Below are 15,123 nucleotides of genomic sequence, written 5' to 3'. Positions count from 1 at the left end.
GGATTAACCCACTTCTGGCAGCAATCCGCTGACAATACCAATCTGGATAGCAATAACTGCGATTCCACAAAGAAATACCAGTACCAAAGCAGGCTTTCCGCCTATGACCCGATAAGCTGCTTGTTCAATTTGGCGGCTGCGCCATGCCAGCATTGAAGGCAGTAGCAGAGCAAGAATAGACAGTGCTACAGCGGCGAAAGTCAGAGCCATAACAAAGTTTGGATAGTACAACGCACAAAGCAATGGTGGAATAAAAGTAATCACCCCTGTTTGCAGGCGGCCTGTCGCATTGTTACGGCGTTTGAACAGATCCGCCATGTAATCAAATAGACCTAAAGAGACACCAAGAAATGAGGTTGCCAGTGCCAGGTCAGCAAACAGACGGACAGCAAGCTCTACACGAGGAGTGGCAACGACGTCTCTCACTGCCTGTAACAGCCCATTCAGTCCTGCCTGTTCTGCCAGGATGCCGACAAAAGTAGGGGAAGAAATTGCTCCTAGTGTTGCTAATTGCCACAGAATATAGGCAGTCAATGGGATAGCACTGCCGATAACAAATATTTTGCGTAACTTGCGGGTATCGCCGCCCATATAACTCACGATGCTTGGCACACTGCCGTGAAAGCCAAAAGAGGTGAATACTACGGGAATTGCTGATAATACCAAACCTTGCTCTAGGGGCATGGAGAGCAGGTTCGTGTTTTTGATATGAGGCATCATGACGGCCAACATAATCACCAGGAAGATGATTTTTGCAGTAAACAGCAAGCGGTTAATCATATCGACAGATTGCGTACCGATAGTGACAACACAACCTGCGACAACGGTGAAAATCAGTATCCCAAATGAGACCGGAACGGGTTTATCCAGCCATGAAGACAGGCTGCCTGCAAGCAATTCACCGGCACCGCTGATATAAGCGGTGGTCAGGGCATACATCAGGAATAACATACTGAAACCGGTAAGCCATTGACCACCACGTCCCAGATAACGTTTTGCCACGGTTCCTAAGCCGGTATCTGCCGGGCTGTACTGATAAACTTCCACCAGCAATAAAGCGGTATAGCTCATCAAAACCCAAAGAGCGACTAACATCACGAAGGTTGTCCCAAAACCAACACCGGCCGCAGCCAGTGGCATAGCCAGCATCCCTGCACCAATTGTCGTCCCGGCGACGATAAAAATACTGCCAATAGTGCGATTCTTCACGCTTTCCTCTGCTTTTGAACTGATTGAAATAGTTATAGAAAGGCAGGCTAAAGGATCAATTTGCTTCTGTCAAATAATGGTTACACTAAGTGTAAATATATAATTACAATTTGTATCTTAAAGCGAATATCGACTCATTTGCCGGTCAGTGCCAGTTTGGGTACTGATAACAGTGGTCATTATCTGCTAGTCGTAACAGTGATTTTCGTAATAACTACCAGAGCCGTAGCCTCTTTTGCCATGTGACAGTTACTTATGGTTACTGGCTGTTTAGTTATCAATATGCGTGGAATGATTCTTTTTATTACCTCTCATCTATTTACGGCCAGACCACATTGGACAACCTTTACGCCAGCGAACGCCTCTCATTGGGTGGGCAATACTCCGTTAGGGGGTTTAAAGAGCAATACCTTACCGGCAATCGCGGTGGATATTTGCGCAACGAATTGAACTGGCAGGTGTCAAAGCTTCCTGCGCTGGGTGAACTGGCCTTAACCGGTGCGTTGGATGCCGGTTGCCTAATAGTGCCGGAATATCCCACAACAGCTATAAAGAGTTTAATGTTGCTACTCAGGGAGCTGTATTAAATAACGCGACACAGGCGGCTCAATCACAACTGGCAGGACAACTTAACGCGAACCCTAACCTGAAAGACTACTGGGAAACCTCAGTTTGACAAACAGGGTGCATTGGAAGCATTGGAAGTCAAAAAAGGCCAGATTACGATTGGTGGCAAAGGGCTGGATGGCAAGGCTACGGATTATATTGACATTATCAGCCGGGCGACTGAGTTAAATGGAAAAATTCAGGCTAATCATTTATCCCTTACACAAGGCGCTAACCGGATTGATTTTAATGATGGCACAGTGAAGAAAATCACCGGAGAAGGCGCGAAGCCTCAATAAAAACCGTAAAGGGGGATTTGGTTGTTAGGACTAATGAGCTGAGTAATGTTCGTAGTGAATTTTCTACTGATTGGAAAATAACAACTCCAGATTCGGATAAGATTGAATATTTGGGATTTGAATTGTTATTTCGTGACCATTTAAATGGATTTAAACCAGTATTAGAGAATGCTGAAATTAAGAAATAGTTTGGTACTGTCGATTTTAATAAAAATAATTGGATAAATACAGGTAGGAAAGAGCTGATTTTAAGTAAATCGACATCAGAAGCTGTCATTTCCTCCGGTAATAATATGTATGTCAATTCAAATAAAATATTAAATGAAGCAAGTTCAATACAAGCGCTAAAAAATGTTTTCCTTACGGGTTTTTTACTTCAAAATTTTACAAAAAATCTAGGAATAATAAATTATTTTACTAAATACTCAACTGATTTTAATCCACTGAGTGATACCGAGAGTAGTAGAGATATAATTATCGGATTGGAACATTTGATAGGTGAATTTCCTATGTATATGGAGAATGATATTGAATTTAAAAAGACAGGAATGTCCAATGAATGGGAAAATAAAAAATACTATTTGGCTACTATTTCAGCTGGTGGGGATTTAGTTGCTGACTTTAGAGATAATATTGATATTAATGCTCCATATGTCTATGATACAAAAGAAGTCTCAGAAATATCTGGGATTCAACGATCTGATTCATTGGTAGCAAAAAATATATTATTGAACTCAAAAAAGATAAATGTCACAGACAACAATATTAAAGCTGTTGATAGGATAAATATTCTGGCGGATGATAGCATTGTCATTAATGATGGCTCGCTTTGGGCTGGTGGTGATTTATCTATGACAGCTACAAATGATATTAATTCTATACAAGGAGAACTAAAGGGTGAAAATATTACTGCTATAAGTCGAAATTCTGACTTAAGTTTTAAAAGCAGTGAGAGTGTTGGGTATTTTAATCTTGATGGTACGCGTAAAGTAGGTAGTTTGGAAGCTACTGGTGATTTATTTTTACATGCTGGTAAAAATATTATTCTGAGCAATTTATTTCTAACTAAAAATAATAATATCTCTTTAGCAGCAAATAATGACATTACTATTGATAACAATAACGTATTATTAACACATAAACCTTAAAAAAGCGCAGATTTTTGCTAAGTGGGGCTTGATTAGTAACACGCAAGACGGTTCTTTAGCGGCGGGTTTTATATCCGGTATTCCATCAGAACTTTATGATAGTGTGATGGCAATTGTCGGAGCGGTATCTAATCCTTCGGAAGTCATTGAGTCGCTTAGAACACTGTTGATTCAGGAGGATATGCCCGGCTTTATCTGGCAAGCGACAAAGGATGGTTATCTCAAACAGCTTGATATTGTCAAAGCCGAATATGAAAAAGCCGGTTCTGAGGGTGCCTATAACGCTGGCTTGGAAGCAGGAAAAATTGTCACTGAGATGGCCAGCATGGTGGTTGGTGGCTTTGGCGCGGTCAAGGGATCGACATCTGGTGCAGCTAAATTATCGAAAGTGATATCAAAAGATCCGCATCCAACAGTAGACATTCGTCATGTGTATCGGGTAGAAAAAGATGGCAGTAAAACCCAAATGGCGTGGGGAGAAGGTAACTATAAACAGGGGTATCCTTTTGAGGACTTTGTTGCTACGCAGATGCCTAAAGGTACTCGGTTACCCGCAGGGTTTAAGACTTTTGATTTTTATGATAAGAAAACAGGGATAGCTACCAGTGTTAAGACATTGGATACTCGTACAGCCGCTAGGGTAAAAGATCCCAAGCAGATATACACCTCAATGAAAGGGAATATTGATGTTATAGTTAATTTTAAAGAAGCGAGGAAAGGTGAAGATATAATTAAGTTGAATATGATATCACAACGTGAAGTACGTATCGCCGTTCCAAAGACTACAACCCTTGATCAGTGGGAGCAAATTAATCGTGCAATTGTTTATGGTGCGGACAAGAATGTAAACGTTAAAATTACGGTGGTGAAGTAATGAACACAGATTTTGATCAAGGATTGAATGCGGGGGTTAAGTTTAATGGTGATTTTTACTCTGTTAAAACTTATTCTGGGTATCGCCTACTTAGAGCTGATCCTCAAGGTCACGAGCATATTCTATTTCCTGATGTAAATGATAGCCAATTAGGAAATGCTGTTTTGGATTCACTTTATAAAAGTCGCTTGATTGATCCTGATGATGATTTTTTTGACAATGAAAGAGCAGGTGAGCGATATAAAGGGTGGATTAAGCAAGTAATGGAAATTTACAATTACCGCTCAAAACGTCAACTATTTAAGAAGATGAACAGTTGTAATATCTGTTTGTTAGATAGTGTTATAACTATCACTCCTTCTGGTCATGAGAAACTTGAGCTTTGGACAGGGAAGGGTATTGTAGAGTCAGATTATGTCATTATTCCGGCAGACAGTTCCCCTGAGGAAGTGGGTGCAGCATTACGACTGGCTTTTTCACGTTGCAGAAGTTATGTTTGACGATAAAGTAGCAGTTTATTTTTGCATTGATTATTCATGATCTTTGATTTATAGAGCTAATTAAGGTGGACACGTAGTAGCTATTATGTGTCCGCTAATTATCTTAAAAAGGTTGAAATAGTTATAAATGAGCCTTACCGTTAAAATTACAGAGGTGAAATAATGAGTGCAGATTTCAAACAAGGATTACATGCAAGGACTGAGTTTAATGGTGATTTCTATTCAATACAAACTTATTCAGGTAACGGTTTATTGGGAGTAGATCCTTTAGGAAGCAATCATTTATTACAGCCAATTGTATCTGATCAAGAGTTGGGAAAGGCTGTGCTTGATGCTTTGTCAAAAAGCAGAATCATACCACTTGATGAATGTGGAGATTATTTTGATCATGATGCAAATGCTGAACAGTATAAAAATTGGATCACTGAAATGATGGGATCTTATGGTTACCGCTCAAAACGTCAGTTATTTAAGAAAATGTTAAGCTGTGGTATCTGTCTGCTTGATGGTCAAATAACGATTCGACCATCTTGTCATGAAAAATTGGAAAGTTGGACAGGTAAGGCCATTTCCGAATTTGACTATGTTGTAATCCCAGCAGACAGTTCCCCCGCAGAAGTGGGTGCGGCATTACGGCTGGCTTTTTCACGTTGTCGAAGTTATGTTTGACGATAAAGTAACAGTTTGTTTTTGCATTGATTATTCATGATCGTTGATTTATAGAGTTAAATAAGGTGGACACGTAATCACTAATGAATTGGCGGGATGGTCGGAGACGAAAGAATCTTTTAGCGATGGGTTTTTCAGGCGCTTAAGCGCCGTAAAGCGGGGCCTTTTTTAAGCATCGATCTTACACACGAAGCTAGATAGGTGCAGGGGTTCTGCTTGGCAGAACCCTACTGGCATAGTGGCGACAACGATATTGTGCATTGTTATACTAGAGGTATATAGGGATTAGGGTTAATAAATCGGGTAGGAGCATAGTTATCATATCCTTTACCCCTGCAATATTCTTTTAACTGGCTTAATGAATTTATTCCTATTTTCTGGTAAATTATCTGTAGCCGGGTTTGTACCGTTCTATATGAAATATCTAATTTTCTAGCTATACCTTTAGCACTTAGTGATTGCAACGCAAAAAATACTATATCGAACTCTCTATCAGTAAATAAATCAGTTGGTGTGCCAAAAGTTAGTGAATCAGGATGCCTATTATTTTCAAAATGATACATGGAATAAATTTTAAGTTTTTTACCATGACCAACAACCCCGATGCATTTTCCATCCTTCATTAAAGGTGTAACATCAAGTAAAAATGGTTGGATTATTTTTTCTCTCCCGCCATAAGTGAAGGTGTTTAGTACTGGAATAGTTTGTTGACTCATCATTACGTTTTTATCGTTAGCTTGTATAATATCTTCAAACTCAGACCACGGTGCTGGACATTCACTATCAAGCTTACCTTCTATATTAAAACCTTTAGGAAGGCCACTGTAATAAAGCATAATATCATTTGCATAGACGAATCGAGATTCTTTGTCTTTTATAACCCAAAAATCGTTGCTGTTTTCCATGTACGAAATGAAAGCATCAAAGCTTTTTGAATGAACATCTAGATCTTTGTTTACAGAGAAACTCATACTTTTATCTTTCATAATTTCACCCATCATGATTAAACTGGAATACTTCCATGTAAGGTTATCACTTTTACAACGCAATGAGTAATTATGTTTATGGACGATTTTACCGCTTCTGTAAATATCGCTAACATGCCAATGTTTTATATTGGGTAAAGTTTTTCTTATTGATTATGTTTTTAATGAATAATTACAATCGAGTAGTTATTTTTGCTCTTTCTTTGGGTCTATTAGTTGAATCCGCCACAACAGTTTGACCTTTTCTGACATGGCTGTCTTGGTGTTCTATTTGTTCGGTTAGAAAGAGTTAGTAGGTTGATTAACGGTGGTCAGTTAATCTTTTTAAAAGAGTTGTGTGTCCACCGATTATCTTGAAAAAGCTCAGCTATATACATTAACCTTTGATTCCGAAAGCTGTCTTTAAATCCTTTAATGTGATCATCAACGTCATTGGGTTTAAAGGCGATTCATCAAAACCCACAGATTTATAAAATGCTTTAGCGTCTTCTGAGATAGCATGGACAATTAACCCTCTAATACCAACTAAATCTGCGGCTTGTGTGACACGTATGGCAGCATCTCTAACCAAATAGCGGTCAAACCCTTTTCCTTGATAATTTTTATCAACAGCCAGACGGCCCAAAATGATTACCAGAATGGGGTTTGGTATATTGCGTTTAAATTTGCTTATCGCTTTTTGCGACATAATTGAGCCGGTAGCCAACGAATAATAGGCAATAACATTTTTGTCTTCGCTTACAACGTATGTTCGTGAGGCATTTCCTTTTTGGTTTTTTGATGCTTTGTCTGTTAACCAATTATCAAGGGTGTCAACTCCTGAATTAAAATTATCTAAATTGTGATCGTCTGTTAATGGGGTTGGGCCATTACTTATCATTGTATCACCAAGGTTTTTTCATATTTGCTGTTTTGATAAGACGTTCATTTGGTGCTGCCGGATCATCAAGTTTAGCAACAAAAGCATCAAAAACTTCTGGAGAAACAACCATAAATGAGTGTTCCAATAGGGTGTTTTCAGCATCACGCTTGATCGTATCAAGGACATATTCGGTGACGGTTTTGCCTTTTACTTTTGCTGCCCTATCGATTAAATCTCGATCTTCTTGCCTAATCCTCAAATTGAGCGTCTTATTTTTACGATTCTCAATTGTTACATTCATTTTGAATCTCCTTTGGCTGTAGATGGTATAAATAATATACTAATGTAACGCTATTGGCATTACATTGCAAGTGTGACATTAAACCATGTATAAATGCCATCATTAAGAAAAAGGTAGATAGTAATAGCTTGACCTTCTCTGACCACCGTTTTCGGACTTTCGGGAAGGTCTGTAATACTGATTCTTGTCACTACGCGATTACCTCAAATCAGCAATGGTGATTGGAACAAGGTAGTCCAAAAGGTAGCAGACCAGTTCATTATCAGCTCCAGTCTGAATATCACCTTTTTTTATCTATATATCTTGTTCCATTCGTAACCAATATATTTTTTTTAAATAAATTCCTTACAAATAATTACTCATTCTATAATCTTTTAATACTTGGTCTATTACCCAACTGGTTCGTGAGCCGGATTCCCCCGTTGAAGGGCAAAAATCTTTTCCTTGTAATTCATTAATTATCGTGCTAATCAATGGCATTTCTATATGTTCTGGGTTGTTAATATTAAATTGGTGTAATCTATTATTTCCGTCATAATATGAAATGGCTGAATTTCCAAAGGTAGAAAAAGATATTTTTCCCTTATCGCCAATTATTTCAACATTATCATATCTGGAGTTCGACACAAAATTCCATATTCCAACGCCTTGAATGTTATTTTCAAACATAAATGACATTGATACACAGTCTTCTGCTGGATAAGCATTTCCCTGTGAATTTGCATGTCCTTTGACAGAAATAATTTTCCCCAAAAGAAAATCTAATATATCCAGAGTATGGCATGCTAAATCAACAAATAATCCACCACCGGAAATTTCTGGTTTAACAACCCAAGGTAAATGATGAGGGTCCTGATAGCAGGGTTCTAGCTCTCTGTAAAGTATGCAATTTACTATTCTTGGTGTTCCTATAGCGCCTGATTCAATTAATTCTTTGATTTTTAAAAATCTGGGTAATGCTCTCCTGTAATAAGCCACAAATAATGGAACATTTTGTGATCTACAAGTCGCTATCATTTCATTACATTCTTCAAATGTTAATGCCATAGGTTTTTCTACATATATCGCTTTACCTGCTTTAGCCGCTAAAATGGTATATTCTTTATGTGTAGAAGGTGGCGTTGCAATATATACTGCATCAATGTCTTTGTCATTAATAAGTGAATTAGCATCAGAATACCATTTAGGAACATGATGTCTTTTGGCAAAATCTTCTGCTAAATTAGCATTACGTCTCATTACTGCAACTAATTCAGAATTGTCTAATTTATAAAAAGCAGGGCCACTTTTTATTTCAGTAACATCACCACAACCAATAATTCCCCATTTTATTTTTATTTTCCTAATATATTTGTATTGAATTGTTCATTAATAAAATATTGATGAAGATTATAGTTTAAATCTGGTTTATTACATTTTTTATCTCGAATGTTCATGTATATAACATGTTTTCTATTTTTGAAGCAAGTAAGTTGATGTGATTTTTACCCAATATTAATTCAGGCGATTTCAATGGGGCTATTTTTTACGGTAGTTGTTTTGCACTAATCAGTAATAGTCTTTGATTGATATAGTCAATACCAGCTTAACGAAATGTGATTTCGTGAGCTTTTCGACCAGAGTATTTTTTTGTCACCAGAAATTTGATGAATTGATCGCCAAATTTACAACGTTTATAATTTGGTATATGACAACATTGAAAGAGGTAATGATATGAAGAGACAAGCGAAAACAATGGCTCTCCCGGCGATGACAGCAGCTTTACTGGCATCTCTGGCTCCTGTCCCGGCTAAAAGTACCGTTTTACCGATGACGGTAGTTGAGATACAGAAATCGGCAGGTTTGGTATCTACATTGACCTTTAATCTGAAAGGTGAACGAGTCTTTCTGCCTTTGTCAGAAGCGACTGCTTACTTGCAAAGCCTGAATGAGTATACGCGAAAGTCGTTATCCGAGGCTATCGCTCATCGTGTTGCTAAAGGACAAGGTGAATTATTTTCAAATCTGGTACTGATGAGAAAATTAGCCAATGATAATATTGAACACTGTATGAGGATAAAAGAAGCAATACGCATCGTTTTGTCATCTGATAGTTTAAGTAAGCATTTCCCGGATTTGTCTGAGCGAGAAATATTTCGGGTGAATATCGTAAAGTTCGGTAGAGCAATAGCGAGCTCTGAGTATATTGCGTGCGATATTCTTTCGGCTATTGAACAAAGCCTGCCGCCGACCAAGACATATCAGCCCGATAATTTACCTGCGAATAGTGAAGTTAAATTGATGATATCGGCAGAGCATAGAAACCTAGGTCTGTCAGCGCCGGAATTTTTGTAATGAAGGTCAGTGTTACTGTTCATAAAGATGTTGAGTTTCATGAGGTTGCAATGGTTTATGCAAAGTTGTTAGAGCATTGGAAAAAAACAGCCTCATTACCTTCTGTATTTGGCCGGGATGGTCAATGGGAGCATAACAGCAGGACTCTAGATTCAAACATCTATAAATTGCATATTAGAATGCCAGATGAAATGCCGTGGGAAGAGCATAAACCACAGATTGGCCGAAGCTCGAATAATTATTTAGTGTACGTGCGGCATTGGATGGATAGTGAGCGTTTTCAGGTGATTAGCATTATGAGCCCGAAAGCTCACGAATTAGCAAAGACATCATTTCTTGCAGAGCTTGAGCGTAGGGCTGAGGAATTCCATTCTGCTTGAATACTAAAGCTCAATCTCAATATCACTGAGTGGATGACAGCAGCAGGGCAGAATTTCACCTTCATTGACAAAAGCCAATGGCTTACGCCGATAGCCTACTTTACCTTTTACCAACCTGACACGGCAGGAGCCGCAATAACCTTCACGGCACTGGTATTCAGCCTGTACTTTGCCTTGTTCCAGCGCTTCCAGCAGACTGTTATGCAGCTCAGGAGAGCTATGAATATGATAACCCTGCATACCATGCAGGGTTACTTTATAGCTTGTCATCAGAGTTCAAAATCACTCAGGTCGTCAGGGTTAACTTCAGCATCAATCTGACCAACCAGATAGGAACTGACTTCAACTTCCTGTGGCGCGACTTGAACGTTATCAGACACCAGCCAGGAATTGATCCACGGAATCGGGTTAGAACGTGTTTCAAATGGCAGTTTTAGCCCAACAGCCTGCATACGGATATTGGTGATGTATTCAACATACTGACACAGAATATCTCTGTTCAAACCAATCATAGAGCCTTCGCTGAATAGGTACTCTGCCCACTCTTTTTCTTGCTCCGCCGCCTGAACAAACAGGTCGTAACACTGTTGTTCACACTCTTTGGCGATTTCAGCCATTTCCGGGTCATCCTGACCAGAACGCAACAGATTCAGCATGTGCTGAGTGCCTGTCAGATGCAGTGCTTCGTCACGGGCAATCAGTTTGATGATTTTAGCGTTACCTTCCATCAGTTCGCGTTCGGCAAAAGCAAATGAACAGGCAAAGCTGACGTAGAAGCGGATCGCTTCCAGTGCGTTAACGCTCATCAGGCACAGGTACAGTTGCTTTTTCAGTTCACGCAGACTGACATTAATGGTTTTACCGGCAATCTGATGGGTTCCTTCACCAAATAACTGGTAATGATTGGTCATTTCAATCAGATCATCGTAATAAGCGGAAATGTCTTTCGCTCGTTTTAGAATCTCTTCATTGGTGACAATATCATCAAACACAACCGCCGGATCGTTAACGATATTACGGATGATGTGCGTATAAGAACGTGAATGAATCGTCTCGGAAAAAGACCAGGTTTCAATCCAGGTCTCCAGCTCAGGGATGGAGATCAAGGGCAGAAAAGCCACGTTCGGGCTGCGGCCCTGAATAGAGTCCAGCAGCGTTTGGTATTTCAGATTACTGATGAAAATGTGCTTTTCATGATCCGGCAAGGCATTGTAGTCAATGCGATCGCGGGACACGTCAACTTCTTCAGGGCGCCAGAAGAAGGAGAGCTGTTTTTCGATCAGTTTCTCGAAAATTGGGTACTTTTGCTGGTCATAACGAGCTACGTTTACCGGCTGACCAAAGAACATCGGTTCCTGTAACTGGTCGTTTTTTACCTGCGAAAAGGTGGTATAGGCCATAACTTCCTCAAATTAAATCTTACACGCGCCGCCTTCACAATCGGAATCAGCCGATTCCACGACTTCTTCCAGGTCACCCTGAACGTCTTCCGCGCCATCACGCGTATTGTGGTAATACAGGGTCTTCACACCATATTTGTAGGCGAGCAGCAAATCTTTCAGCAGTTGATTCATCGGCACTTTTCCACTAGGGAAACGTGTCGGATCATAGTTGGTATTGGCAGAGATCGATTGATCGATAAATTTCTGCATGATACCAACCAACTGCAAGTAGCCATCATTACTCGGCATTTGCCACAGCAGTTCATAAGCGCCTTTCAGACGTTCATATTCCGGTACAACCTGACGCAAAATGCCATCTTTTGATGCTTTGATGCTGATGTAACCACGAGGCGGTTCAATGCCGTTGGTGGCGTTGGAGATCTGTGAAGATGTCTCTGACGGCATCAAAGAGGATAATGTTGAATTACGCAGACCATATTGTTTGATATCACGGCGCAACGCTTCCCAGTCGTAGTGCAATGGCTCATTGGTCAGTGTATCCAGCGTTTTTTTATAGGTATCGATAGGCAGGATACCTTCAGAATAGGTGGTTTCTTTAAACCATGGGCAAGCGCCTTGTTCTTTCGCCAGCTCATTAGAGGCTTTCAACAGGTAATACTGGATAGCTTCAAATGTTTTGTGCGTCAGGTTGTTAGCGCTGCCATCTGAATAACGCGCGCCATGTTTTGCCAGATAGTAAGCGTAGTTGATGACACCAATACCTAAAGTACGGCGGCCCATTGCTCCTTGTTTTGCGGCAATGAGCGGATAGTCTTGATAATCAAGCAGGGCGTCAAGCGCACGGACAGCCAGAGTTGCCAGTTCTTCCAGCTCATCAAGATTTTCGATTGCGCCCAGGTTGAATGCGGACAGCGTACACAGCGCGATTTCGCCGTTTTTATCATTGATATCATTCAATGGCTTGGTTGGCAGTGCAATTTCCAGACACAAATTTGACTGGCGCACAGGGGCAACGGATGGGTCAAATGGGCTGTGAGTGTTGCAATGATCTACGTTCTGAATGTAGATACGTCCGGTGGAAGCACGTTCCTGCATCATCAGGGAGAAGAGATCAACCGCTTTCAGGCGTTGCTGACGGATATTGCTGTCTTGCTCATATTGAGTATACAGACGTTCAAATTCATCCTGATCCGCAAAGAATGCATCATATAATCCAGGGACGTCAGATGGGCTGAACAGGGTAATATCTTCACCTTTGATCAGGCGCTCATACATTAATTTGTTGAGCTGTACGCCATAGTCCATATGACGGACACGGTTGCCTTCAACGCCACGGTTGTTTTTCAGTACCAGCAGGCTTTCAACTTCCAGATGCCATAATGGATAGAACAATGTCGCGGCACCGCCACGGACACCTCCCTGCGAACAGGATTTTACCGCCGTCTGGAAATGTTTGTAGAACGGAATACAGCCGGTGTGGAAAGCTTCACCGTTACGGATTGGGCTGCCCAACGCACGAATACGGCCCGCGTTGATGCCAATACCGGCGCGTTGGGAAACATATTTCACAATGGCGCTAGAAGTGGCATTAATGGAATCCAGGCTATCGTCACACTCAATCAGCACGCAGGAGCTGAATTGACGGGTAGGAGTGCGCACACCTGCCATGATAGGGGTCGGCAGAGAAATTTTAAATGTGGAAGCCGCGTCGTAAAAACGACGGATGTAGCCCAGGCGGGTCTCTTTCGGATAACCGGAGAACAGGCAGGCGGCTACCAGAATATAAAGAAACTGGGCGCTCTCATAAATTTCACCAGTAACACGATTTTGAACCAGATATTTACCTTCGAGCTGTTTGACCGCTGCGTAAGAGAAATTCATATCACGCCAGTGGTCAATAAACTCGTTCATTTGCTCGAATTCTTCTTTCGAGTAGTCTGCCAGCAAGTGTTTGTCATATTTGCCCATTTCCACCATACGGGATACGTGATCATACAGGGCTGGCGGCTCAAATTGACCGTAGGCTTTTTTACGCAGGTTGAAAATTGCCAGGCGGGCTGCCAGATACTGATAGTCTGGCGCATCACCGGAGATAAGGTCCGCGGCAGCTTTAATCATCGTCTCGTGGATATCTGAGGTTTTGATACTGTCGTAAAATTGGATTTGAGAACGCAGTTCTACTTGTGATACCGAGACATTTTTCAGACCGTCGGCTGCCCAGTTAATAACCCGGTGGATTTTTTCAAGGTCAATTCGTTCTTTGTGGCCATCACGCTTTGTTACTAGCAGACTATGGTTCATGGACAGGCATACCTTACATTTACTTTCAGACTTGCTCCCACCTGCTTTGTGTCTTTACAAGACCAAAACATAACCTTCTCAGTGGTGAAGAAACCAACGAGAGAGTAGTGGTAATGGAATGTTAAGGAACACAATATGTAGGGGGTACACTAAATAATGACAACAAGATAATGTTAAAAACAGCTTTTATCAAGTGTACAAAAACACGGATTTTTGTGGATAACTTGAGGACTAAATTTATTAAAAAGCCGGAAGCCTGCATCATTACTAGCGGTTACCCTGGCAGGAGCACCGGCAAAAATGAGTAAAAAAATTCCTGAAAACAGGATTTATTTGCCGCTTTATTCATCGATCAGATGAATATGTCAGACATACTGGGTGTGTAACATATAATTAACATCAACATTGTGACCGAGGGTAAATTTATCTGTTAGCGGGTTGTAATGCAGGCCGATAATGTGCTGTTCTTGCAGTGGCGTTCTGTCAATCCAGCCTATTAATTCTGATGGGCGGATAAATTTCTTCGCGTCATGGGTCCCCTTCGGCACCATTTTCAGAATATATTCCGCACCGATGACCGCCATAAGCCAGGCTTTCTTGTTGCGGTTAATGGTAGAGAAAAAGACGTGTCCACCGGGTTTGACTAACTGCGCACAGGCACGGACAACCGACTGTGGGTCCGGTACGTGCTCCAGCATTTCCATACAGGTGACGATATCATAAGCCTGTGGATATTTTTCTGCGTGGCTTTCCACGGTCTCCTGTACATAAGTCACAGGGATGCCGGTTTCAAGGGCGTGCAATCTGGCAACTTGAAGCGGTTCAGTACCCATATCAAGCCCGGTCACTTCTGCATTTTCACGGGCCATGCTTTCCGATAAAATGCCGCCGCCACAACCTACATCCAGAATTTTCTTACCGAAAATGCCGCCGGAACGCTGCAAAATATAATTCAGGCGCAGTGGGTTAATCCGGTGCAGTGGCTGAAATTCGCCGTCCAAATCCCACCAGCGGGAAGCAACCGCTTCAAATTTCTCTATTTCCTGTTGATCAACATTGCTTGTTGTGGCGGGGGTTTTAACGTTCATCAGCGGTTGTCGCTCCTTAAACTTGTTTTACAGGTGGATTCACTCCATTTTTGTCATAGTATACATGGCTTAATTTTTAAATACCCGTATCTGATTTTTATAAAACTGTTGATTTGTGGTATAGTTCTAAACCTTTGAATCCGGAATTATGAGGGATAGTGGG

General features: G+C 40.9%; 15 protein-coding genes and 2 pseudogenes. 8 read left to right on the top strand and 9 right to left on the bottom strand.

Going from position 1 to position 15,123, the window contains the following annotated elements; genetic code table 11:
• Positions 1-3: 3 nt before the first annotated feature.
• The gene (tyrP, locus tag ACGF7G_RS13785; protein WP_133814660.1) at positions 4-1,209 is read right to left on the bottom strand and encodes a tyrosine transporter TyrP; all 1,206 of its coding nucleotides are present in this window, start codon (positions 1,207-1,209) and stop codon (positions 4-6) included.
• A gap of 114 nt (positions 1,210-1,323) precedes the next feature.
• Here tyrP and ACGF7G_RS13780 point away from each other — a divergent pair.
• The 6 genes and pseudogenes from ACGF7G_RS13780 to ACGF7G_RS13755 all read left to right on the top strand — a co-directional run.
• A pseudogene (locus ACGF7G_RS13780) lies at positions 1,324-1,730 on the top strand (ShlB/FhaC/HecB family hemolysin secretion/activation protein); the annotation flags it as partial.
• Positions 1,727-2,111 (top strand): annotated as a pseudogene (locus ACGF7G_RS13775) (hypothetical protein); the annotation flags it as partial. The pseudogenes ACGF7G_RS13780 and ACGF7G_RS13775, both read left to right, overlap by 4 nt.
• A gap of 296 nt (positions 2,112-2,407) precedes the next feature.
• Positions 2,408-3,262, top strand: coding sequence for a hypothetical protein (locus ACGF7G_RS13770; RefSeq protein WP_387466199.1), 855 nt, complete (start codon positions 2,408-2,410; stop codon positions 3,260-3,262).
• A 28-nt stretch (positions 3,263-3,290) separates the two neighbouring features.
• Positions 3,291-4,136 (top strand): hypothetical protein, encoded by an 846-nt coding sequence (locus tag ACGF7G_RS13765; protein ID WP_387466197.1) that lies wholly within the window; start codon positions 3,291-3,293, stop codon positions 4,134-4,136.
• Complete coding sequence (locus ACGF7G_RS13760) at positions 4,136-4,636, top strand: contact-dependent growth inhibition system immunity protein (RefSeq protein ID WP_387466196.1); 501 nt, start codon at positions 4,136-4,138, stop codon at positions 4,634-4,636. The genes ACGF7G_RS13765 and ACGF7G_RS13760 overlap by 1 nt, the downstream gene beginning before the upstream one ends.
• Before the next feature lie 162 nt (positions 4,637-4,798).
• Positions 4,799-5,305: a contact-dependent growth inhibition system immunity protein gene (locus ACGF7G_RS13755; protein WP_387466194.1), complete on the top strand. Its 507-nt coding sequence runs from the start codon at positions 4,799-4,801 to the stop codon at positions 5,303-5,305.
• Between the two features lie 263 nt (positions 5,306-5,568).
• Here the strand turns inward: ACGF7G_RS13755 and ACGF7G_RS13750 are convergent, their stop codons facing one another.
• The 4 genes from ACGF7G_RS13750 to ACGF7G_RS13735 form a co-directional block, all read right to left on the bottom strand.
• Entirely contained in the window at positions 5,569-6,291 is a 723-nt protein-coding gene (locus ACGF7G_RS13750) for a helix-turn-helix transcriptional regulator (protein ID WP_387466192.1), read from the bottom strand.
• Between the two features lie 376 nt (positions 6,292-6,667).
• Entirely contained in the window at positions 6,668-7,168 is a 501-nt protein-coding gene (locus ACGF7G_RS13745) for a GNAT family N-acetyltransferase (protein ID WP_387466215.1), read from the bottom strand.
• Positions 7,169-7,175: 7 nt separating this feature from the next.
• A complete protein-coding gene (locus tag ACGF7G_RS13740; RefSeq protein ID WP_021325292.1) occupies positions 7,176-7,454 on the bottom strand; it encodes a DUF1778 domain-containing protein in 279 nt (92 codons plus the stop codon).
• Positions 7,455-7,799: 345 nt separating this feature from the next.
• Positions 7,800-8,774 carry a Gfo/Idh/MocA family oxidoreductase gene (locus tag ACGF7G_RS13735; RefSeq protein WP_339959285.1) on the bottom strand — a complete coding sequence of 325 codons (975 nt, stop codon included), beginning with the start codon at positions 8,772-8,774 and terminating at the stop codon, positions 7,800-7,802.
• Positions 8,775-9,167: 393 nt separating this feature from the next.
• Between ACGF7G_RS13735 and ACGF7G_RS13730 the strand changes: the two genes are divergently transcribed.
• Both ACGF7G_RS13730 and ACGF7G_RS13725 read left to right on the top strand, forming a co-directional pair.
• Positions 9,168-9,788, top strand: a complete 621-nt coding sequence (locus ACGF7G_RS13730; RefSeq protein WP_166295979.1) for an iron-sulfur cluster assembly scaffold protein SufA — start codon at positions 9,168-9,170, stop codon at positions 9,786-9,788.
• Complete coding sequence (locus ACGF7G_RS13725) at positions 9,788-10,168, top strand: type II toxin-antitoxin system YafO family toxin (protein ID WP_387466190.1); 381 nt, start codon at positions 9,788-9,790, stop codon at positions 10,166-10,168. Before ACGF7G_RS13730 ends, ACGF7G_RS13725 begins: the two co-directional genes overlap by 1 nt.
• A gap of 3 nt (positions 10,169-10,171) precedes the next feature.
• Here ACGF7G_RS13725 and yfaE read toward each other — a convergent pair whose 3' ends face one another.
• The 4 genes from yfaE to ubiG all read right to left on the bottom strand — a co-directional run bounded on the left by yfaE (position 10,172) and on the right by ubiG (position 14,960).
• Entirely contained in the window at positions 10,172-10,438 is a 267-nt protein-coding gene (gene yfaE / locus ACGF7G_RS13720) for a class I ribonucleotide reductase maintenance protein YfaE (RefSeq protein WP_021325288.1), read from the bottom strand.
• Positions 10,438-11,568, bottom strand: a complete 1,131-nt coding sequence (gene nrdB / locus ACGF7G_RS13715) for a class Ia ribonucleoside-diphosphate reductase subunit beta (RefSeq protein ID WP_133814663.1) — start codon at positions 11,566-11,568, stop codon at positions 10,438-10,440. The genes yfaE and nrdB overlap by 1 nt, the downstream gene beginning before the upstream one ends.
• 12 nt (positions 11,569-11,580) lie before the next feature.
• Entirely contained in the window at positions 11,581-13,872 is a 2,292-nt protein-coding gene (gene nrdA, locus ACGF7G_RS13710; protein ID WP_387466189.1) for a class 1a ribonucleoside-diphosphate reductase subunit alpha, read from the bottom strand.
• A 365-nt stretch (positions 13,873-14,237) separates the two neighbouring features.
• Positions 14,238-14,960, bottom strand: a complete 723-nt coding sequence (ubiG, locus tag ACGF7G_RS13705) for a bifunctional 2-polyprenyl-6-hydroxyphenol methylase/3-demethylubiquinol 3-O-methyltransferase UbiG (protein ID WP_133814665.1) — start codon at positions 14,958-14,960, stop codon at positions 14,238-14,240.
• Positions 14,961-15,123: the final 163 nt, after the last annotated feature.

The sequence above is a fragment of the Photorhabdus sp. RM323S genome (genome assembly GCF_042879375.1).
Taxonomy (GTDB): Bacteria; Pseudomonadota; Gammaproteobacteria; order Enterobacterales; family Enterobacteriaceae; genus Photorhabdus; species Photorhabdus tasmaniensis.
This window is presented reverse-complemented; position numbering and strand designations above follow the sequence as displayed.